Source organism: Lutispora sp. QWL-02, assembly GCF_058315355.1.
The window spans coordinates 1,851,424-1,873,532 of record NZ_CM177762.1 but is presented as its reverse complement, the minus strand read 5'-3'; the positions used below and the strand labels follow the sequence as shown (position 1 = coordinate 1,873,532).

The window sequence follows — 22,109 nt, the reverse complement described above, 5'->3', positions numbered from 1 at the left end:
CGTTATACCTTAAATTTCGAAACCATCTCCACAAGCTTATCGGCATGTTCTTTGGTATATCGCATCTGCTGTATAACATCAGCTGATCTTTCCATCACTTCACTTGATTTCTCAGCTATATTTGTTGTCCCTTCCGCTCCTTCATTAGTTGCCAGGCTTACCTCGTCTATAGCTTTTACCATTCCTTGTACTGTTGACTTCAGCATAGAGAAGGAGGATGTGAAATCTCCTACCAGTTCTTCGAAATATATAGCATCCTTGCTGTATTGCTCGCAAGTGTTGACCAAGATTCCATAGTCCTTTATTGCCTTTTTATCTACAAAATCCAGAAGCTCATTGGAGCTTCCAACCAGTTTATCTACAGACTCCAATACGCCCTGAGTTACTTCTTGAATCTTTGTAACAGCATTCTTTGAGTCTTCGGCAAGCTTTCGTATCTCATCAGCTACAACAGCAAAGCCTCTGCCTGCCTCTCCTGCCCTGGCAGCCTCTATTGCTGCATTTAAGGCCAATAAATTGGTTTGAGAAGTAATCGATAATATAGAGTCCGACAAAATCCTTATCTCGTTTATTGTCTTTGATTCCTCAATAGCGCTCCTTAGCTTATCATTTGTCTTAGAAAATACTTTATATGCACTCTCCCTGGACTGCAATGCATCCTCCTTCAAGCCTAGGGCACGGCTGTTTATATCCTTTGCAGAGGATACACCGGCGCTTGCCTTTTCCCATATCCTATCCAGGACCTGCTCTATTTCGTGAGAGTTCGCATTCATCTCCTCCATTGCCGCTGCCGTTTCCTCCATGCCGGCAGATATTTCTTCGGTAGTTGCCGATACTTCTTCAACACTCGCATTCCATTTTCTGATATTGCTCTCCGTATTGTTCACCGCATCAGTAATGTTTTCTGAGGTATCTATAACACTGCTTATTATCCTTTGCTGAGCCTCTGCCATTTGATTTATAGCCGAAGCAATCTCTCCTATCTCATCATTTGTCTTTATATCTGCCCTAACGGTTAGATTTCCCTGAGAAATCCCACGAATGTTGCTGAGCAGCGGAGGAATAGGCTTCAAGGTTGCTTTTGTTATCATGAATAAGACCAAGCCTATTATGATCAAGCCTATTAAGCTTACGACAATATTTTGCTTGGTCGATTTATAAACCTCTGACATGACCTTGTTTTTTTCAACAGTAACTCCTATAGACCAGCCATTTGATTTGATCGGCGCATAAGCAATTATTTTTTTAGATGAATCCAGATCATAGGTTCCATACCCGCTCTCCCCGGCAATCATCCTCGATCCTATGGCACCTATATCGCCCTCAAGCTCAGGCAATACTTCGTTCAGTACTTTTTCCTGATCCGGATGATATAGAACCATGCCTTGGTTGTCCAGCAAGAAGGTATATCCGTCATTTTCTATCTCATACTGTCCGATGATCGCCGGCAAGCTGTCTATTGCAAGATCCGCACCGACGGCACCCAGCATTTCTCCCCCATCATAAACCGGTGCCGCTATGGTGATCACCATTTTGCCGGTGATCGCATCTACATAAGCTCCGCTATATATCAATCCATTTTTTTCAACGACCCTTTTATACCATACCCTCTCCTTTAAAGAAAAATCATCCAGACCTACCCATCCGTCCTGAGCTAATATGGTATCAGCCTTTTTGGGCCCCACATATATGGAAAGAATGTTGGAATCCAGTTCTTTTATCGCATTGAGCTCCTTAACAACTGCGTCGTAGCCTTCAAAGGCACTGAGAGTCTCCCTGTTGTCGGCTATCTTCATATACTCCTTAAAAATTCCGTTTTTTACAGCTTGCTCTAATATAATGCCGTTCTTGTAAAAAAATTTGTCTATTGATTCGGCTATGAGCTTTGAATCAGATATAATATTTTCAGCAACATAGCCTTCCAAGGTTTTCTGGTTGGTATTAAGATTGAAATAGCAAATAGCTGTAAAAATCAATAGCACCATAAGTAAACTGCTAAATAGTATCTTCCCAACTATACTTTTTTTTGCCTGCATTTTATTACCTCGCTCTCATAAATAATTTTACAGGTCATGGTTAATGGCAATAGCTTAGTGGCAAAACTATATATCAGTGTTAATTCTATTTTATCCATTATTCAGAATTTTTCAAACATTTTTCACATATTTTGCATAAATATGTGAGATGTTGTAGTATTTTGGGGTAATTGATAATTTTTCACATGCATAATTTAATATATATTATGACAATTGATAATAGTTATTGTATATGTTATTATCAAATCAGTGGCCTTTAGCCATCGGATAAAGCTAAAATACTTGGATGACTTTAGCGTTGATAAAATTTTTAATTATATAAGGAGGAGTAACATGGGATTTAAAATTACAGAAAAAGTAACATGGGTCGGTAAAACCGACTGGGGATTAAGGACTTTTCACGGAGGAGAATACTCAACTCATAGGGGGTCATCCTACAATGCCTATTTGGTGCGTGATAAAAAAACAGTGCTGATCGACACCGTATGGCAGCCCTTTGCTAAAGAATTTATCGATGAGTTGAAAAAAGAAATTGATTTGAATGAAATAGACTACATAGTTGCCAATCACGGAGAGATCGATCACAGCGGTGCTTTGCCGGAGCTGATGAAGCTGATTCCAAACACACCGATTTACTGCACTGCAAATGGAGTGAAATCTTTAAAGGGACATTATCATCAAGACTGGAATTTTGTAACCGTAAAAACAGGCGATGTGCTGGACATAGGAGAGAGCAAATTGACCTTCATAGAAGCAAGGATGCTTCACTGGCCTGATACCATGTTTACCTACATGTCCGGCGAGAATATTCTATTCAGCAATGATGGCTTCGGACAGCATTTAGCCGCTGAACCAATGTTTAATGATTTGGTGGACCAGGCAGAATTATTCCAGGAAGCCATGAAATATTATGCAAATATCTTGACGCCCTTCAGCACTTTTGTGGCAAAGAAAGTTGAAGAAGTTTTGAGCTTAAATCTTCCTTTGGATATGATATGTCCAAGTCATGGCATAATATGGAGAAAAGATCCGGCGCAGATAGTAAAAAAATATCTTGAATGGGCAAATAATTATCAGGAGAATCAAATCACCATCATATATGACAGCATGTGGCACGGAACCAGAAGAATGGCTGAATATATATTGGAGGGCATAAAAGAAGCGGATAAGGATGTCACCGTTAAAATATATAATGCAGATCATACCGACAAAAACGACATATTGACAGAGGTATTCAAATCCAAAGCCGTATTGGTGGGCTCTCCTACCATAAACAAGGGACTATCCTATGCCGTCATGGGATTATTGGAGATGATGCGGGGCTTGTCGTTTAAGAATAAAAAGGGTGCAGGCTTTGGCGCCTATGGCTGGAGCGGAGAATCCGCTAAAATCATCAGTGATGAACTGGCCAGAGCGGGCTTTACAGTGGTAAGCGAACCTATCAAGGAATTGTGGAACCCTGATGAAGAAGCACTAAACAGATGCAAAGAATTCGGAAAGAATTTTGTTGAAAAGATAAAGTAAGCAAAAAGAATAAGCAGCGATGACTGCTTATTCTTTTGCTTTTTTCCCCGTAATATGTTCAATGTCTATCCTTACTACTTTTGTCTTGTTAAAATCATTTGATATGTACTTTTTGCCGCTTTCCGTATAATCAGGTGCATATTTCTCGATCAGCGCAAAAAGAGCAGCCCTCTTTTCATTGTCGTCCGTTACTATATTAGCCCTGCCGAATACTATGACGCTCTCGTACCTTGTGCTGAACTTTTCCGGTATCACCTTAGCATTACCGACTACGCAAAAGGAAACCTTGTTGTTTTTCTCTATATTGTCAAGCTTGTGGCCTTCCGTCGCGCAGTGGAAGTAAAGAGCATCATCCCTGCATGCATAGTTCAAAGGCACTCCATACGGATAGCCGTCACTGCCTATAGTTGATAAAGTGCCGTACTCACATTTATGTAATAATTCTGCAGCTGCTTCACGAGTAATAGCCTTATTAGCTCTTCTCATTTCTCTGAACATGATAAATCCCCCTTTTTTAATATTGACAGTATTTTTAATACATAAGTGTTAAATATATATTTGAAATATAACATATGTAAAATTCTACATCAATCAGTAATTTGACCTGTACATTTTGTTTGAGCAATATGGATCAAGGATTCCTTCTTGTTTAATCCGGGTTCTTCAATGACACAATCCAAAAGCCCATTTAGGATTTGGCCCATCTGCACCCCCGGCTTAAACCCTATATGCTTTAGATCATCCCCGTTGATTGCCAGATCCTCAATATTTACAGGTTCATTTTTAGCAATTATGTCCCTCACCGTGCTTTCCATCTCTGCTGCTGCAGCTATAAGCTTCTGCTTTTTTTTACACATCGCATCGGCTTTTTGAAGGCTTAATAAATCAAATATATTTTCTTTTCCTACCTCACTTATCAATCTCTTCAGCTTGCTTCTTTCGTTGCTTCCATAATGTCTCATGTGGTAGTCCACCAATAATGCAACCTGCTTTATTATTTTGTTGGAGCACCTCAAACGTTTAAGCGCCTTGACAGCAATTTCTGCCCCTTTTTCATTGTGCCCGTAGAAATGTCCTATCCCTTTATCATCCAATGTATAGGAGTATGGCTTTCCTGCGTCATGAAAAAGCGCTGCAAGGCGGATGTGGAGAATATCAGGGGTTTGCTCCAGAACACACAGGGTATGCTCAAATACATCTTTATCATGGTGAGGGTTGTTTTGTTCAAATCCTACAGTGGCCAGTATTTCAGGCAGCACAAATTTAATCATCCCTGTTTCCAGCATAGTCTTTATTCCATAAGACGGATTGGGTCCTATAAGAATTTTGAAAAGCTCTTGTCTTACCCTTTCGGCGCTTATCATGGGGATCATCCCTGCAAGCTGCTCTACCGCTGTAAGCGTAAGCTTATCAATGCCGAAGTCAAGATTTGCCGCAAATCTTACAGCCCTGATCATTCTTAAGCCATCTTCCCGGAATCTGTCTTCGGGATTGCCCACAGTGCGTATCAGTCCCTGACCGATGTCCTTGATCCCTCCGAATGGGTCTATCAGACCTTTGCCCCTGTTCCAGGCTATGGCATTGATAGTAAAGTCTCTTCTGCTCAAATCTTCTTCTATGGTCCTCTCAAAGCGGACCCAATCCGGATGCCTGCCGTCACTATAGGCCCCTTCGCTTCTAAAGGTCGTAACTTCAGCCTTCCCCTCTGGGTATATCACCGTCACAGTACCGTATCTCTCACCGGTAGCAACAACGCTTTTATCATAAAACGCTTTAAAAACTTCGTCAGGCATGGCTGAAGTAGTAATGTCCCAATCCTTCGGAGATCTTCCCATCAATATATCTCTGATGCATCCGCCTACAAGATAAGCCTCATATCCGTTGTCAGATAATCTTTGCAATATATTTTCTACAAAGCTGGGGATACCAATTATCATGGATTCATCTCCTCAATTGAATGATTTCAACAGCGGCATAATTTGACATAATATGAGTTTTCCCGGGAAATATGTATGAATATCGCATAGTAAAAAGCAGCAGGCTTAAAGCCTGGCTGCCCAGAAATAGTCCTTTTCTTGTAAATATTGTACCATATTTGCCTAATTATTCAAGGATTGTTAATTCCTTAACTTGATCATATTCTTATATTTATTTAGCTGCCTCGCTGTCTCAATATACTTGTTATTTAACTTATTTTTTTCCTCCTCATCCAGGTCTCCATCCAGCTTGCCCTTCATGTTTGTAGAGAGAGGATGGAAAAACAAAAACTGCAGTAAAACACTTAGTGCCGGCTGCAGCATTAAACTTGCAAAATGCAATAATGCGATTATACAAACAACAGTAGCTTCAATATATGATAAGTGTTTTAACCATCATCTCTCAACGATGCCTGTGGCATCGGGTTAAGAAGTATTCGATTAATAATAGTTAAAACACGTTCCTCATTTCACACCTCAAAATTCTAGTTATTTGCTATTAATTTTAGCATTATACTCAATATTATTCAATGTTGTAAAAGTTTATTACGGCAAAAACTTTTGGTTCTTGATCAAATCGTCTTGATATTTCTTTACCTTATCAGTCAGCTTAAAACCATCTTTTTCTACGGCCTCATAATACCCTTTCAGTGCCTGAGCCAGCTTGCTGTCTTGTGCAATGGCCTTCTCATATGCAGCCTTAGCATCAGCATCCATCTTTTTATTTTCATAGGCAAAAAGCGGAGTGTTATTTAAGCCGTATACTGCAAAGGTCACATATTTTTTATATAAGTCTCTCACTTCTTCGTACTTTGCCGAATCCTTATGCTGTGACAAAAACTTCTCTTGTTTGAAGGCTCTGTCAAACAATTCATCCCAGCTTATTACCAATGCTGCATCCTTTGCAGGCACCTTGTCGGACTCTGCTGTCATAAGGGTTATATAGTCCTTGATATCAGCAGCTGCATAGGAAGAATATTTTTCATAGAAGTTGTAATCGATGATCGGAAAAAACATGCCTTCCGCCGTTTCTATCTTATAGCCTAGTTTTATGGTCTCTTCGAGGACCTTTTTTACCTCTTCGTCCTTAACATCTGCCGTATCAATGCTTGACAAATCATATTCAGGCTTGTACAGTTCTCCAAGAGTGCTTTGAATATTACCGGCAGCATAGTACTTATCTTCTAACTTAGGCAGGTACTCCTTTTGTATCTCTTCCAGCTTGATTATGAGCTTAGAAGCATTTTTCGGCGATAGACCTCCGATATTCTTCTCTGCGAAGGAAATATATTCGAAAATATTGTTTTCTTTAGCAATAATGGTTTCATATTCCTTCATGATGCTCTCTTGCTTGGCTTCGTCAAAGCCAGAACCTTTTTGGCCTTTATCCGGTTCAGTGATATTTGTGCCTCCCGGTGCCGCTGGTTTATCAACATTAGTGCAGCCTGCATTGATCGATACGATCATAGCTAATACTGCTGCTATCAACAGCTTTCTATTTATCACGAAAAATCCTCCTTTAATGTAAAAACAACAGATTTAATATCTTAGACGCAAAAACATCAACATTTTCTTTGCAAAAACACATGAATTTTTTGGCATTGCCGTTTATGAAAAGAAATATCTTTTCTGCAAATAATATATTTAAGCATTTTATTCGACAGTCAATCTCTGAAAGGTGGCAAATATAAAAATGACTATTCATATAAAAAAACTGATACGGGCTGTTATCATAGCCTTATTTATCATGCTTATTGCCTGCAGCTGCAACAGCACCGGCAAAATCAATGCAAATGCTATTGAGCCTAAAGCACCGGAATCTAAAAAAGTCAAGGAAATAAAAGAAGCCAAAGAAAGTAAGGAAGATAAAGAAATCATCAAGGAAAATAAATCTGCTCAAGGTGAAATTGACTTTCCGTTTAAACCGACCCCAAGTCAAATCAATAAAAATATATTGATATTAGGAATAGATGCCAGAAAGAATGAACCGGCCAGAGCCGATACAATTATTTTGGTGAATATAAGAAATGACAAAGTCAATTTTATTTCCATACCCAGAGATACGCTGATAAAGCTAAAGGGGAAAGGCACCCACAAGATCAATGCATCCTATGCTTTCGGCGGCATTGGTTTATGTAAATCTACTATAGAAGATCTTCTTGACACAAAGATTGACAATTATCTCGTATTTAATTTCAAAGCTATACAAAAAGGTGTGGATGCCCTGGGCGGGTTCACTGTGACAATTCCCCAGACAATAAAGATAAGGGACCGGGAGCTTAATAAATGCTTTACATTAAAAAAAGGCAGCATCAAGCTCAATGGGATACAGACTCTTGAATACTTAAGGTATAGAAGCGATGGCAAAGGTGATATAGGCAGGGTTTACAGGCAGCAGGAGTTCATAAAGGATCTGCAGAGCAGCTTCTTAAAGCTGGAGAATGTGCCGCTTATACCCAAAGCCTATTTAGCTATCCGTGATGATATCAAAACAGATATGGATGCTTCCGATATGGCTTCCTATTTTATCAGCGGCTATAAGCTGAGAAATAATTTTGAGTATCACACATTAAAAGGTTACAGCAAATTTATAGATAAGGTTTCTTATTATATACTCTATCAAAGCAGCATAAAAAGCATTAAAGATGTATTAAAATAAATCGCTCATGCAGCAAAGGCATCCGCTTGAGGTAAAGCGAATGCCTTTATTTGTTTTTCATAGCCTCTTCAGCGGCAACTGCAACTGCGACAGTGGCGCCAATCAACGCCATTGGTTAAACCTGAAATATCTTTTATATGTTAATTTATTCATTAAATAAATTGCCTCCAACCGCATTTACATAAAAAACTCCCACTTTAGTAAAGAAACGCCAAATTAGGAGCCATCAGCCTAAAGCATTTACAGTGAGACCCATCAATGCTTAATATTTTATTGAAATAGTATAAATATTTATAGATTCTTATGCGATCAAAAATTAAGATAACGGAAGAGAATCCCTGCATGAAAACATTGCAGAGATTCTCTTCCGTTGCAGCTTTCAGCATATCCTTGGCAGCATATTTCCTTCCAAGGATGCCAGTATCCTTTTGCCTCCAAAAAAATTTTCTATATAAACATTTGTGTTTTCAGCATCTTCAAAGCAACCAATTATCTGAGCCTCTTTGCCATCATCAAGGGCTCTGATCCGAGCGAGTATTTCAGTTGATTCCGCCTTATCAGCTACAATTACGGCTCTTCCTTCGCAGGCTAAATATAATGGGTCTATTCCTAATAGTTCATTTAAGGCCTGTACTTCTTTCCTTATGGGGATATTCTCCTCATATATATGTATGCTTTTTCCCGCATGTTCTGCAATTTCATTTAGAGCAGTGGCAATTCCGCCTCTTGTAGGATCTTTCATCAGCTTTATGCTCTCCATATACCCATTGAGAGCTTCAATGATATGGTTTATTGGCGCGCAATCACTTATAAAGCTTCCATCTGCCTTTAAGCCATAGCGGTCCCTGGATATGGCTGTGCCATGCTCTGCTATCGTGCCTGTTACGATGATATCATCGCCGGGCATAATTTTTTTGGTCACATAGCTTTTATCCAATATTCCAACACCTGAGGTGTTGATGAAAATTCCATCGGCACAGCCTTTTTCAACAACCTTCGTATCACCCGTAATAATTTTGACTCCCGATGCATCAGCGGTGCGGGCCATAGATTCAGCAATCCGATCCAGAGCTTCTATTGGAAAGCCTTCTTCTATTATCAATCCGCAGCTCAGATATAAAGGCTTTGCCCCTGCTACCGCCAAGTCATTCACGGTGCCGCATACAGCAAGCTTGCCTATATCCCCTCCGGAAAAAAATATAGGCTTTACTACAAAAGAATCAGTTGTAAAAGCTAATCTGCCTGATTGTGCTTCAAACACTGCAGAATCCAGTCCATCGATGAGCTTCTGATTATTGAAATGCCTATAAAATATCTCTTTTATTAAATTCCTTGTGCTAATGCCTCCGCTGCCGTGGGCCAAAGTAATTTTATCTTCGTTCAAATACATCACCTTCTATATCTGTAATATACGGAACAAGAGCCTTCTGCCGATACCATACAAGGGCCGTAAGGGTTTGTCGGGCTGCATGCGGCATCAAACAAACGGCATTCCCCGGGGGTCTTTTTTCCCATGAGTATATCACCGCAGCTGCATTCCATCGCGTCCTCATGGCCCCACGGGCTGAGATTAAAATTATATGCAGCATCATACTTCATATATCTTTCCTTTAATACCAATGCCGAATCACTTACTAATCCTATTCCTCTCCATAGACCTTTAGAAGCGGTGAATACGTCGTCCATCAATAATTTTGCCTTTTCATTGCCATTAAAGCTGACACAGCGCTTATATATATTCTTTAGTTCTGGCTTTTTGTCCCCGCATTTGCTTTGTACTATTAAATATATTGCCCCCAATATATCGGCTGCATCAAAGCCTGATATGACGGAGCAGATATCATGCTTATCAGGCAGGAAGCGGAAATATTCCTGCCCCATTACGGCGGCTACATGACCGGGGCATATCATTCCGCCGAGCTCTCCATCATGCTTTTCCAGCACTCTTTCCAGAATCGGCGGCATCAGCCTTATGGAGGTCAATACATTAATATTATGTATTGCTTTTTCTTCAGCATGCCTTATCATAGCTGCAATAGCAGGCGCTGTGGTTTCAAAGCCAACTGCAAGGAAAACAACTGTTTTATCCCTGTTGTTTTCAGCTATTTCTAAGACCTCCAGAGGAGAATAAACAACTACCGGTTTTTTATCTTTTGTCCGGCTATTATCCAGACTTGTTTCTGTCCCTTTTACTCTTACCATATCACCGAAGGTTGCTATAATGACATTGTCCATCATCATTAGCCTGACCGCATCATCAATAAAGCTTGCCGGAGCTACACAAACAGGGCAGCCCGGGCCGGATAAAAGCTTTATCCCGGGAGGCAGCACCGAGGGAATGCCGTATTTTGCAATAGATTGGGTATGAGTTCCGCAAACCTCCATTATTTTCATTTCTTCAATGTTCGCCATACATGCCCATATACCCTTAATCAGCTTGGAAATATAACTTCTGTCCATATTTTCAATAGTCTCCTTCGAGCATATGCTTGAAAGTATCCTCCAAATAGTAGAAATACCTTTCATCAATCTTTTTAATAGCACATCCGGCATGAATAAGAATCAAATCTCCTTTTCTTGGATTATCCAGGAGACCAATATATATGCAGTTTTCTAAACCCATGATATCTACCGCTGCATAAGCTCCTTCAACAGAGATAATTTCTCCGGGGATAGCTATACACATCTTATCACCCCATAAAGCACATATTTATTCTCAAATCCTTTGGCGTTTTCATATTATTTCACCTTCTCTGTATCCCAGAATTATCTTGAACGAGACTTCATTCATTATTCAACAATTCTTGCAGCTGCGACGACCAATTGACCTATGGATATTCCGTTGTCATTTATTGGAATATGCTGATTATAATATACTTCAAAGTCTTCTCCTCTCAACCTCTCCAAAACACCCTTCAGCAGATACGTATTTTCAAAGCAGCCGCCGCTCAATACCACAGTATCAACATTTGATATTTCCCTTATCCTAATGGCCATATCCAGCGTTATATCGCATATTGTATTATGGAACCTTGAGGATATTATCTCAATCGGTATATTAGTATCCATATCCCTCAGTACGCCTTCAATTATTTCTTTATAATCTATTTCAAGCTGTCCGTCATCATTCTTATATATTCTATATTTGTAGCTTGCTTTCTCATAAGGATTCAATATACTCTCCAGCAATATTGCTGCTTGGGCATCATAGGTAATCATATGACATATGCCAAGCAAAGAAGATACACAGTCAAACAGCCTTCCAAGGCTTGAAGAAGAATAGCAATTATAACCGGTTTTGAGGGCCTGTTCTACAACAAATGACTTGTCTTTGTCCCATTGTGAAATATACCTGTTATCTTCATAACCCAGAGCATGCAGATAGCTTAATGCACTTCTCCATGGCTCCTTGACGGATTGATCGCCGCCTTGAAGGCTTACATACTTAAAATGCCCCACCCTGTGGAAGGCTTCTCTGCTGCCGATGAAAAATTCTCCTCCCCATATTGCACCGTCTGTTCCCCAGCCGGTGCCGTCATATATTATCCCTATTGCCTTCCGGTGAAGGTCATGCTCTGCCATACAGCTTGCCATATGGGCATGATGATGCTGGACGGCCGCCTTTATCCCTTCAAGCTTTGATGCATATTGGGTTGTGGTATAATAGGGATGCATATCATATGCAATTATTGCCGGTTGAGAATCAATATCCTCCAAAAATTTGTCCAAGGCATGCTGGTATATTTCAAAGACCTCCTTATTCCCTAAGTCTCCAAAGCATCTGCTCAAACAGCCATAACCGTCTTTCAAAACACTGAAAGCGCCTTTTTGTTCCGAACCTAATGCAAGTATCTCATATACCCCGCTACCCATATGGACTTTAAAAGGAGCAAAGCCTCTTCCTCCCCTTATTACGGATTCCCTTCCTTCAAAGACTTTGAAAACCGAATCCTCCAGAGGCATATCGATTTCATTATCATGATATAAAAAGCAATCGGCTATACCTGCCAGAACTTCCATCGCGCCGGCATCCTTGTATTGTATAGGCGAATTGCTAATATTGCCGCTGGTCATTATCAATAAATCCAGGTCTTCACAAAACAGCGAAGCATGGATATCAGTATAGGGCAGCATCATCCCCAGCCTGTTCATGCCTGGTGCTATGTTTCCGGGCAAGCTGCAGGAAGCCTTCATGCGGAGCAAGACAATAGGCATCCTGCAGCTTTGAAGCAGGCATTCCTCTTCGCAGCTTACCAGGCACTCCTTTTTGACCGTTTCCATATCCTTAGCCATCAATGCAAAGGGCTTGTCTTTTCTTCTTTTTCTGTCCCTGAGCTTCTGAACTGCCCCCTCATTCCTCGCATTGCAGGCAAGATGATATCCGCCTATCCCTTTTACTGCAATTATATTTCCTTCTACCAGAAGCTCAGCAGCTTTGACAAGCATATTTCTGCATTTTATTTCTTTTCCATCGCTAGTTTTCAATGACAGCATCATTTCTTTTTCCTTCCAGAACATATATTATTGCCGTATTCTCCTCAATATCCTCTTTTCTTATATCCGCTGTTGTCCATTCTCCCATTATTGAATCCTTCTGCTCCTTTAGAAATTCAATAAACTCCTCCTCGTCAATATGGCTGTTTCTGCTGACTTCCATGACTACCCTATCAAGCCTTACGATATCGTACTTATCGCATATTTTTCTTAATTCCTCATATATGCCCTTGATTAAAAATGTATCATGCATGATACCCCTCCCCCAAAATAGATATAATCTTATCTTTCACCCTCTCACAAACTGTTGGCAGAATCTCTTGCATGGCATGGCTTAATCCCCAGTTCGGCTCAATCTTATATATTTCTATAGCCAATACTGCTCCTTTTACCTCAAGACCGTATACATTCAGCCAAAGCAACAGGTTGGATTCATGTTGGGAATTGCATCTTCTGCATCTCATCATGGCTTCTTCGATAGACATATACCTCACAGTCCCCGGCTCTGCTCCACTGTAGGCGGCATCCAGAATTATTATAAAATCTCCTTTTTTTATTGTTCTTAAGCAATATTCAAAATCAGTCTCACCCAATACAACTTCAAAGCCGGCTTCTACTAAAAAATCTTCCAGTTGTTCGGCCACTGATAAGCCTATAGCATCATCCCCCATGATCCTGTTTCCTATTGCAATTACCTTCTTATGCATAGGCCTTATACAATCTTAATTTTGAAGGGCTCTGTTTCATCACTTATAATATGGGTAGCACAGGATACGCAGGGATCAAAGGTTCTGGCAATTCTTCCTAGCTCAACAGGTTTTTTTATATCTTCGACTCTTGTACCCGCCAACGCCTTTTCAACCGGCCCCAAAAGGCCCTTTGAATCATGGGGTGATAAGTTCCAGGCTGTGGGAGTTATGATATCATAATTAGAAATCTTTTTATCCTCAATAGCAACCCAATGGCCCAGTGCACCCCGTGTTGTATCTATAAGTCCTGCGCCTCTTGCACTTTGAGGCATATCGTATACCCTTTGGGAGGACTCTTTTAACTCCATCCTATCTAATAAGGCCTTCATAATATAACCTATTTTCTTTATTTCCAATACTCTTGCTATGGTCCTGTCCATTGCGGATATGCCCCTTTTGTAATCTCCGCTCATGAACATTCTTGCCAAGGGGCCTACTTCCATTGGAAAACCTTCATATCGCGGGCATTTCACCCAAGTATAAGCATCAGCCTTATGAAAATCTTCCTCAAGGGGCGGCCCCGGAGGCTGTCTTTCATTTGCTGGCGCCTCATACCAAGAGCTATATATGCTTTCTGTAATCTTACTCAGATCAGCCTCTTCATATATTCCTCCATAAAATGCTCTTGGACCTATATATCTGATTTCTTTGTCCGGGTAATCAAAAACCCCATAGCTTAAAAGATTCTTATAGCCTTTTCCCATATAATAATATTCTGGGTAATATTCTCCTATGATATTTACATCAAAAATCATGACAATCTCAACAAAGTTTATTATTTTATCCAGTATGGATTTTACTTTTATATATTTATCTGCTTCCATATTTACTGTTACCCCGCCCACAAATATGCCGTGATTATGGGGAGCCTTTCCGCCTAAAGTAGCCAGCATCTCATGGGCCATCCGGCTATATTCAAGGGATTCAAAGTAATGCTTTGTCAATAGATTATCCAACCTCTGAGGCAGTCGGAAATCTTCATGAGATTCATATTCTAAAGCAGATATATTTGCCCCTCTCACATAGTCGGGTAAGGTGTACTGGTAAAAATGCCTGATATGATTTTGTATAAATTCACATCCATGCATAAAGTCTCTTATATATTTGTCATTGAGCTCAGGAGTTACTCCCAGCGCTTCTTCTAATGCTAAGGATGAAGCCATTGAATGTGCGGTGGAGCAAATACCGCAAATCCTTTCCGTAAAATATACTGCATCTAATGGGTGCCTCCCCTTTAACATCTTCTCAAAGCCTCTAAATAGAAGGCCGCTGCATTTAGCATCTGAAACTATATGGTTTTCTATCTGCACCTGTATCTCCATAAAACCGCTTATTCTTGTAACCGGATTGATGATCACTGTTTCTGTCATGATACACCTCCACTCGTTTAATACCTTACAAAGGGCTCCATTCCATCAGGAAATCTTTCCTGAGCACATCCTATGCAGGGAGTATTATCCTTTATAGGCCAGTTCACATAGCTGTTCCACTGCCTTACGGGACAGTCCGTCTTAGTAACCGGCCCTCTGCAGCCAATTTTAAACATGCATTCTTTATCTCCCAGTTTTTTTGCAAATATTCCCCGGTCAAAATATGACCTCCTAGTGCAGCGGTCATGAATAGTGATACCATAGAACATTACGGGCCTGTTTTGGTCATCGAGCTCCGGCCTGCCAAAGTATAGCAGGTGAGCAATAGTACCGATAACCCAATCAGGATGACCAGGACAGCCGGGAACTTTTATAACTTCTCTGTTTAAAACCTTGTCTATGCTCAGGCTCCCTGATGGATTCGGCGCTGCAGCAGATGGACCGCCATGAGAAGCGCAGGTTCCTACAGCTAATACGTATTTAGCTTTCCCCCCGGCTGCTTTGATCGCTTCCAATGCAGTGATAAATTTGCCGTCATGGCGGGCTATAATGCTGTAATTTCCGTTGTCCTTTGCTGCTGCAGCCCCTTCAACAACCAATATAAACTCAGTGTTCAGAGTATCTGCAAATTTTTTATAAGCCATTTCACCCTCAGCCTGCATCAAGCTGTTGGAATAAGTCATATTTACCATGCTCTTTAGCAAATATCCCACACCCGGGTTATCTGCATTCAGAAGTGATATGATATTTCCCGAACATCCTGTAGCCTCCAGCCACATCAGATTCATTCTGCCCTCTGCCATTTGCCGGCTCTTTTCTATGGCCAAATCGATTATTCTTGCTGCGGTCACATTTTTAGCATCAATGACAGGGCATGGAGTAGGATTTTTCATTTACACACCCCCAAACCTAAGCCTTTATTATACCGACCTTGGGCAATACATTTAATATTTCTAGGCTGCCATGGCAGCTTAGGAATTGACTTGTCAAGTCCTTGCCTGCATAAAGCCCGAAATGGGTGCCCCCGCCCCAGAAAGCGTTATTGCTCACATCATAAACAATACTATTTACAGCCACATATGCCGGCCTGCCTCCGCTTCCATCATACATAGCCAATTCATCTAAGGTGAATTCCTTACGATAGACCTTCATCAGCCCGTGTCTTAAATTATAGTAATAGCACCATAAACATACTCTACAAAACGGACAATTCCACATCTACAGACCCCCCTTATATCCTTCTGTAAATTATATGAGATAAAATTCATATAAATTCGATTTGAAAACTATTTGACAATTTATACTTTCTTTTGTATACTTAAACATAAATATCAATGGCTATGAAGAGGATCAGTAAATAGAAGGATTCTAAAAGGAAGGAAGACTCACCGACTGAAAGGTTTTCCAAGATTATTTCTATTGAACCCGCCCTCCAAGCTGCAAATGAAAAGTTTGTCCGCTTCGCCTGCGTTATGGGCTTTGAGAGGAATAGATAATTTTTTAGCTTATCTATTTAACTTGGGTGGCACCGCGAATTACCTTCGTCCCTTGTTTGGGATGAAGGTTTTTTTATCAAGTTGAAACGCGGGTTAGTTCAGTGTAAAATAGATGTATTAAGCTTATTTATTCAACATGGGTGGTACCGCGAATTGCCTTCGTCCCTTGTCCGGGACGAAGGTTTTATTTTTTTGAATTAAGAGGAGGAAATACTATGATGGATGTTAACACTCAAAAATCAGTAATTTTAAAGGTTTCTGAAAAGGATAAAAATGTTCCCGACGATTTTTATTCAACCACTAATTACACCACTAAAATTTTTTATGGAAACAAGTGGCTCACAGTTCATAATCAGAGGATGGATGCACTTATAGTTGTGGGCAACGGAATTGCTTCATGCAAAAAATTGAGAGAAATCAAAAAAGGAGATATGATCGTATGCGGCGATACAGGTGTAAAACTTGTCATGGATAACGAAGAGGCCGGTTCAGACGGTTCCTTTAGCTTCATGAATAACTGCGTTTCTTCTGAGAGGAGGAATGAGCTGCTAATAAAGGAGCTGGCCGCTGAGCTTTTTAATGAAGACAAACGCTTGACAGTTGTAGCAGGACCGGTTGTGGTCCATACAGGCGGCGATTATTATCTGTCTCAGCTCATCCGCAGAGGATATATCTCCAGTGTTCTTGCAGGCAATGCAGTTGCCGTCCATGATATAGAAAAGACCCTTTTTGGCACTTCCCTGGGCATATGCGCTAAATCAGGAAAGGTAACTCATAACGGCTATAGAAATCATATGCGGGCTATAAACCAAGTAATGAGATATGGCTCTATAAAGAAAACCGCAGAAGCAGGAGTGCTCCGTTCCGGCATCATGTATGAATGCGTGAAGCATAATGTGCCTTTTGTGCTTGCCGGAAGCCTAAGAGATGACGGTCCCCTCCCGGATACGATCACTGATATGATAGAAGCTCAGAACGCTTACAATGATCAGCTGAAGAAAGCCGATATCGTTCTGATACTCGGCACAATGCTGCATGGCATAGCCAGCGGCAATATGCTTCCTGCGAAAATTAAGATGATATGCGTGGACATTAACTCTGCAGTAGTAACAAAGCTCAGCGACAGAGGAAGCGGTCAAGCTTTAGGAATCGTTACGGATGTTGGGTTGTTCTTGAACCTTTTAGATAATGAGCTTTGCAAGCTTGAGAATATGCCAAAGTTCGCTGCACAGGGAGTTTAACTAAAATTTCATATAAAAAAGCTCACTTTACATGAAAGTTCCAAGTAAAGTGAGCTTTTTTTATTCTGCCGAGTTAGAAGCAATATTCACATTTTATATACTTTCTGCTGAATTCTTCTACTTCTCTTGCTATCGCTTCAGGTGCTTCTTTATCAATCAAAACTCTTTTGAAAAATTGTGCGATAATTTTCATATCGTTTTCTTTCATACCCCTTCTGGTGACTTCTGGAGTCCCTATCCTTATTTCCGGGCTATTACCGGAGAAATCATCAGAACATAATATCTTCGCCTTTTCAAGATATTTTGCAGGTGCTTCATCTACCAGATTTCCGATATCTACAAGCATCAAATGAGTTCTAGTAAATCCCTTCTCCTTGCCTGCAACGTTAAAGCCGCAATCATACAATGCTTCAGCTAAAGCCACTGAATTTTTGATTATCTGTTTTCCATATTCTCCTCCATATTCCTTCATCTCCAATATGGAAGCAGCCAATGCAGGCAGCCTGTTCAAATGGTGGCTTGTGACCAGGGATGGAGATAATGTGTTGCCAACCTTTTCAATCAGTCTTTCATCATTTGATACTATAAATCCACCCTGGGGTCCGGGAAATGATTTGTGGGTACTGCCGAACATTATATCAGCACCCTCCTCCAAAGGATTAGGAAATACTCCTGCAGCTATAAGGCCTGTTACATGAGATGCATCATAAGCAATAATTGCACCTATTTTTTCTGCTGTATCTTTTAATTCTTTGATAGGCTCGGGAAACAGTGTACCTGAACCTCCGAATATTATGAGCTTAGGTTTAGTTTTCACTACTTGCTCCTTCAGTTTTTCAACATCTACACATTGGTTGCTAAAAGGCATGTATTGAACCTTGATGGTCTCTTTAAATTGCCTTATCTGGCACATGGGACCTACCAGACCATGTCCCCAATCCTTCAAGCTTACTTCAATAACCAATTCTCCCGGTTTTAATAAAGCCAAAACTACAGCCATTCCGGCCATATGACCGCTTATAGGTCTTAAGTCAACACATTTTGCCTTGAAAATATCTTTCACAAGCTCTTGAGTAGCCATTTCAAATTCATGAATATATTTATTTCCTGTATATTCTCTTTCCTCCGGCTTTAAAGTGGAATAACATCCATAACGATTGCTAAAATCACAACTCAGATAACTTCTTACTTTATCACTGGAGTAATTCTCTGAAGCTATTAGATTAAGGCAACCTTCTCTATAGCTTAAGTGCTTCTTAAGCAGATTATCAATATCATTGGTTTTCTTAAACATTTAAACCCTCCTTGTTATGACTATACTTCTTATCCTCCGCTTAATGGTCTAATGATTTTTACAGAATCTTGATTCTTCAGTTTATAACTTTCATACTCAGACATTAACAGTTGGTTGCCATTAATGAATACTGCGACATGATTGGAGTATCCTAAGAGCTGTAAAAGCATAGTCACTGTGCATTCAGAAGGAATAGATAGGGTCCTACCATTTGCAATTATGTCCATATCATCCCTCCACATTATTTACTAAAGTTACTACTTCAACAATAACCACTCCAAAGAAAGCCTTTTCAATGTGGATTCTTTTGGGTTACCTGTTTCTTTGCACCATCCTGCAAGTTCATAATATACTTCCTTTGATTTTTCAAAGGCATTCCTATTTAAGCAAATCCCTTCTGATGGACCATCAGTAAATGGTTGAAACAGCCTTTCAGGAAGCTTATCATCATCTTTTGTAAAGCCTTCTCTGCTATTAAAATATCTCATCATATTAATTCTTCTTTCTCCAATTAGCATTAGCTCATATAATGATGTATGCCAACCAATACCGTATTTACATAAATCAACCATATCATCAGGACCATATAATTCCCAAGATGGCCCCCATACGAATTGGCATAGGCACAAAGTATCCAATACAGAGAAATATTTTTGACTCTCAAAAGCAAATCTAACCTTTTCAGTATCTAATTCATAAGGATTATCATAACCCTTCCAAATACCTATTTGAGCTAATCTTGCTCTCTCTTTGCTATCCGGTGGCATGACCAGGAATACATCGTGCTCACTGGATTGGTGATCCGCGCCAAAAGGATTCACAGCATATATCAATCCAACAGAGGGCTTATACTGAGGCATATGAGCCGGCAGTTCCTGTCCTTTTGCGGACATGCTATAAATATCTGCATCTCTTCCAATATATTTTGCTGCTCTAGCGCTGCCTTCTGCTAAAATATTGCCGAACGCTTCTCTATAAGCAATCTTTTTTATAAGCTTTGGCACTACCTCGTTGTTACCAAAGCTTAAATCTAATCCATCTGCAGTTGCCTTATCTATCAAGCCCTTTTCGTAGCATTCCATAGCGAAAGCGATAGTAGCCCCGCAAGAAATTGTGTCCAAGCCATACATATTGCATAATTGATTTGCTAAAGACACTGTTTCCAAGCTTGTAACACCACAGTAGGAACCCAGAGCAGCACAAGTTTCGTATTCTGGACCTCCATAGAGTGGATCCACGACTCCCGGTACCTCTACAACCCTTTTGCATCTTACAGCACAAGCGTAGCAAGTATCCCTTTCTTTTAATATGGTTTCATACATGGTCACGCCTGTTATATTTTTAGCTCCCCCCGGAAAGTGACCGGTCATCCAGTTCTTTGTCGGAAGAAAACCCTGTTCATGAAATCCTTCCAAATCTCCATCTGTTCCGAATTTTCCAAGACCGGCCAATGCATCATTTTCCTCTAGTTTTCGCTTTACGCTGCCCGCCAGTTTTCGGAAGTTCTCACTATCATAGGCTTCCATGGCTCTTCCTTTTCTTACCACAACTGCCTTTAATAACTTAGAACCCATTACAGCACCAAGACCATTCCTGCCATTTGCCCTATTGCACATATTTATTATACATGCATATCTTACAAGGTTCTCTCCTCCAGGGCCTATTTGAGCAATCTCCACATTTTTCTCACCTAATTCTTCCCTAATTATTTCTTCGGCTTCACCTGTGACCTTGCCCCAAATATTATGAGCATCCCTTAACTCTGCATTATCTCCTTCAATATATAGATAAACAGGCTTCTCTGACTTGCCATGGAAAACCACTGCATCCCAACCATTAGCTTTGAGATGAACAGGGAAAAATCCACCCGCCTGGCTATCTCCTATAGCACCTGTAAGGGGACTTTTACCTGTTACTGTTAATCGGCTGATACCGCTTATGGGCAGCCCGGTCAATGCGGATACCGAGAACACCAATATATTCTCAGGTGACAATGGCTCTACACCTACTTTTATATCCTTAAGCAGCAAATAAAGACCTAATGCAGACCCACCCGGGTATAATCTATATATCTCACCGGGTAAAATATCCTTTTTGATTGTCCCGCTAGACAAATTTACATGTAGAACTTTTGCATCTGGGAACATATTCATTACAGTTCCTCCTTTAAAATCTATTTATTCTCTATAATCTTAACCTCTTCTATTAATGTATCTAATATCTTTTGTGCGTCTCCTCCAACCATTTTCACATACTCATTATAAGCAGATTTACTAGCTTCTCTAAATGCATCTTTTTCTTCCTTAGTCAATTCAATTATTGGGATATTGCTATTTTGTTTAATCTTTTCAAGGGCTTTCCCATTTAAATTTGCTTGAACTTCAAAGGAGAAATCTCTTATCTCATCAATTGTTTCCAATATCATATCTTGATACTCTTGGCTCAAAGAATTAAAGAAATCCGGATTTACCGAGGTGGTTGTAACATATAAGTTAGAGTTCGCCAGTGTTAGATACTTTTGAACCTCATAGAACTTCATTTCTTCTATTGCAAACAACGGATTTTCTTGGCCATCAATCATATTAAGCTGAAGTCCGCTGTATACCTCCATGTAAGGCATCGGTGTTGGATTTGCTCCATAGGCCTTATATGCAGCGACTATCATAGGTGATGGCATAGTTCTCATCTTCATGCCCTTCCACTTATCAGGATGATTTGCAGGCTTGCTTGTTGTCCATTGCATCGGGCCCTCCGTCCAGTAAGCTAATACCTTTATATTCTTTTCTAAATATTTAGCTGATAGCAATTCGTTTAAAGCTTTGCTAGTCTTAAATATTTCTGCGTTTTTGTCCATATCATCGGTGAATAAGAAATGCAAAGAAAAAAGCTGATTCTCCGGCACGATGGTCCCTGTATTTCCAGGAGAAACTGTAGCAAACTCAATGCCTCCGGTCTGTAAAAGCTCGCATTGTTGTGTAGCATCCCCAATCTGCCCAACGGGATATATTTCAATTTGCACCTTGCTATTGGATTTCTTCTCAATAATTTCTTTAAACTTTTTAACATATACATCTTGCACACTTCCATCAATTTCTTCATGAGCAAATCTCCATACAACAGGAGCCCCTTCTGTGTTAGCCGCCTTATCTGGTATCTCACCCTGTGCTGATGATTCTGCTGGCTTTGTGCCACAGCCTGTTAATAGTGATATAACTAGCATTAAAGAAATTAATATAGAGATTGTTTTTTTCATGTTTATCCCCCTTATTT

General features: G+C 40.2%; 19 protein-coding genes, 1 pseudogene and 1 other annotated feature. Of the genes and pseudogenes, 3 read left to right on the top strand and 17 right to left on the bottom strand.

The window, feature by feature from the left end:
* Positions 1 to 2 precede the first annotated feature (2 nt).
* Positions 3 to 2,036 carry a methyl-accepting chemotaxis protein gene (locus AC4HCY_RS08565; RefSeq protein WP_491095857.1) on the bottom strand — a complete coding sequence of 678 codons (2,034 nt, stop codon included), beginning with the start codon at positions 2,034 to 2,036 and terminating at the stop codon, positions 3 to 5.
* Positions 2,037 to 2,369: 333 nt separating this feature from the next.
* Here AC4HCY_RS08565 and AC4HCY_RS08560 point away from each other — a divergent pair, with 333 nt between their 5' ends.
* Positions 2,370 to 3,560, top strand: coding sequence for an anaerobic nitric oxide reductase flavorubredoxin (locus AC4HCY_RS08560; protein ID WP_323432472.1), 1,191 nt, complete (start codon positions 2,370 to 2,372; stop codon positions 3,558 to 3,560).
* A 27-nt stretch (positions 3,561 to 3,587) separates the two neighbouring features.
* On the opposite strand, the gene AC4HCY_RS08555 is transcribed toward AC4HCY_RS08560, so the two are convergent.
* The 3 genes from AC4HCY_RS08555 to AC4HCY_RS08545 all read right to left on the bottom strand — a co-directional run bounded on the left by AC4HCY_RS08555 (position 3,588) and on the right by AC4HCY_RS08545 (position 7,042).
* Entirely contained in the window at positions 3,588 to 4,058 is a 471-nt protein-coding gene (locus AC4HCY_RS08555; RefSeq protein ID WP_323432473.1) for a pyridoxamine 5'-phosphate oxidase family protein, read from the bottom strand.
* A gap of 89 nt (positions 4,059 to 4,147) precedes the next feature.
* Positions 4,148 to 5,497, bottom strand: a complete 1,350-nt coding sequence (locus AC4HCY_RS08550; RefSeq protein ID WP_491095856.1) for a CCA tRNA nucleotidyltransferase — start codon at positions 5,495 to 5,497, stop codon at positions 4,148 to 4,150.
* A 585-nt stretch (positions 5,498 to 6,082) separates the two neighbouring features.
* Positions 6,083 to 7,042, bottom strand: coding sequence for a hypothetical protein (locus AC4HCY_RS08545; protein WP_491095855.1), 960 nt, complete (start codon positions 7,040 to 7,042; stop codon positions 6,083 to 6,085).
* A gap of 187 nt (positions 7,043 to 7,229) precedes the next feature.
* Here AC4HCY_RS08545 and AC4HCY_RS08540 point away from each other — a divergent pair, with 187 nt between their 5' ends.
* Positions 7,230 to 8,195, top strand: a complete 966-nt coding sequence (locus tag AC4HCY_RS08540) for an LCP family protein (RefSeq protein ID WP_491095854.1) — start codon at positions 7,230 to 7,232, stop codon at positions 8,193 to 8,195.
* A 379-nt stretch (positions 8,196 to 8,574) separates the two neighbouring features.
* Here AC4HCY_RS08540 and hypE read toward each other — a convergent pair whose 3' ends face one another.
* The 9 genes and pseudogenes from hypE to AC4HCY_RS08495 form a co-directional block, all read right to left on the bottom strand.
* Positions 8,575 to 9,579, bottom strand: a complete 1,005-nt coding sequence (hypE, locus tag AC4HCY_RS08535) for a hydrogenase expression/formation protein HypE (RefSeq protein WP_491095853.1) — start codon at positions 9,577 to 9,579, stop codon at positions 8,575 to 8,577.
* A 5-nt stretch (positions 9,580 to 9,584) separates the two neighbouring features.
* Positions 9,585 to 10,655 carry a hydrogenase formation protein HypD gene (gene hypD / locus AC4HCY_RS08530; protein WP_491095852.1) on the bottom strand — a complete coding sequence of 357 codons (1,071 nt, stop codon included), beginning with the start codon at positions 10,653 to 10,655 and terminating at the stop codon, positions 9,585 to 9,587.
* A 4-nt stretch (positions 10,656 to 10,659) separates the two neighbouring features.
* Complete coding sequence (locus AC4HCY_RS08525) at positions 10,660 to 10,881, bottom strand: HypC/HybG/HupF family hydrogenase formation chaperone (RefSeq protein ID WP_323431365.1); 222 nt, start codon at positions 10,879 to 10,881, stop codon at positions 10,660 to 10,662.
* Positions 10,882 to 10,985: 104 nt separating this feature from the next.
* Entirely contained in the window at positions 10,986 to 12,692 is a 1,707-nt protein-coding gene (gene hypF, locus AC4HCY_RS08520) for a carbamoyltransferase HypF (RefSeq protein ID WP_323431366.1), read from the bottom strand.
* The gene (locus AC4HCY_RS08515; protein ID WP_323431367.1) at positions 12,670 to 12,942 is read right to left on the bottom strand and encodes a hypothetical protein; all 273 of its coding nucleotides are present in this window, start codon (positions 12,940 to 12,942) and stop codon (positions 12,670 to 12,672) included. The genes hypF and AC4HCY_RS08515 overlap by 23 nt, the downstream gene beginning before the upstream one ends.
* A complete protein-coding gene (locus AC4HCY_RS08510) occupies positions 12,935 to 13,396 on the bottom strand; it encodes a hydrogenase maturation protease (protein WP_323431368.1) in 462 nt (153 codons plus the stop codon). The genes AC4HCY_RS08515 and AC4HCY_RS08510 overlap by 8 nt, the downstream gene beginning before the upstream one ends.
* 5 nt (positions 13,397 to 13,401) lie before the next feature.
* On the bottom strand, positions 13,402 to 14,808 hold the full coding sequence (locus AC4HCY_RS08505; protein ID WP_491095851.1) for a nickel-dependent hydrogenase large subunit: 1,407 nt from the start codon (positions 14,806 to 14,808) through the stop codon (positions 13,402 to 13,404).
* A 17-nt stretch (positions 14,809 to 14,825) separates the two neighbouring features.
* Positions 14,826 to 15,701 (bottom strand): hydrogenase small subunit, encoded by an 876-nt coding sequence (locus AC4HCY_RS08500; RefSeq protein WP_491095850.1) that lies wholly within the window; start codon positions 15,699 to 15,701, stop codon positions 14,826 to 14,828.
* Positions 15,702 to 15,717: 16 nt separating this feature from the next.
* Positions 15,718 to 15,948, bottom strand: a pseudogene (locus tag AC4HCY_RS08495) (cytochrome b5 domain-containing protein); the annotation flags it as partial.
* A 191-nt stretch (positions 15,949 to 16,139) separates the two neighbouring features.
* Positions 16,140 to 16,360 (top strand) — a binding site (T-box leader).
* 159 nt (positions 16,361 to 16,519) lie between these two features.
* Between AC4HCY_RS08495 and AC4HCY_RS08490 the strand changes: the two are divergent.
* A complete protein-coding gene (locus AC4HCY_RS08490; protein ID WP_323431371.1) occupies positions 16,520 to 17,545 on the top strand; it encodes an ornithine cyclodeaminase, nickel-pincer nucleotide-dependent in 1,026 nt (341 codons plus the stop codon).
* Positions 17,546 to 17,618: 73 nt separating this feature from the next.
* On the opposite strand, the gene glyA is transcribed toward AC4HCY_RS08490, so the two are convergent.
* Genes glyA through AC4HCY_RS08470 form a run of 4 tightly spaced genes read right to left on the bottom strand, consistent with a single transcriptional unit; the run spans position 17,619 to position 22,092 of the window.
* On the bottom strand, positions 17,619 to 18,839 hold the full coding sequence (glyA, locus tag AC4HCY_RS08485; RefSeq protein WP_491095849.1) for a serine hydroxymethyltransferase: 1,221 nt from the start codon (positions 18,837 to 18,839) through the stop codon (positions 17,619 to 17,621).
* 29 nt (positions 18,840 to 18,868) lie between these two features.
* Complete coding sequence (thiS, locus tag AC4HCY_RS08480; RefSeq protein WP_323430954.1) at positions 18,869 to 19,066, bottom strand: sulfur carrier protein ThiS; 198 nt, start codon at positions 19,064 to 19,066, stop codon at positions 18,869 to 18,871.
* Between the two features lie 30 nt (positions 19,067 to 19,096).
* A complete protein-coding gene (locus AC4HCY_RS08475) occupies positions 19,097 to 20,992 on the bottom strand; it encodes an aldehyde ferredoxin oxidoreductase family protein (RefSeq protein WP_491095848.1) in 1,896 nt (631 codons plus the stop codon).
* Positions 20,993 to 21,012: 20 nt separating this feature from the next.
* Positions 21,013 to 22,092 carry a TRAP transporter substrate-binding protein gene (locus AC4HCY_RS08470; RefSeq protein WP_491095847.1) on the bottom strand — a complete coding sequence of 360 codons (1,080 nt, stop codon included), beginning with the start codon at positions 22,090 to 22,092 and terminating at the stop codon, positions 21,013 to 21,015.
* Between the last annotated feature and the right edge of the window lie 17 nt (positions 22,093 to 22,109).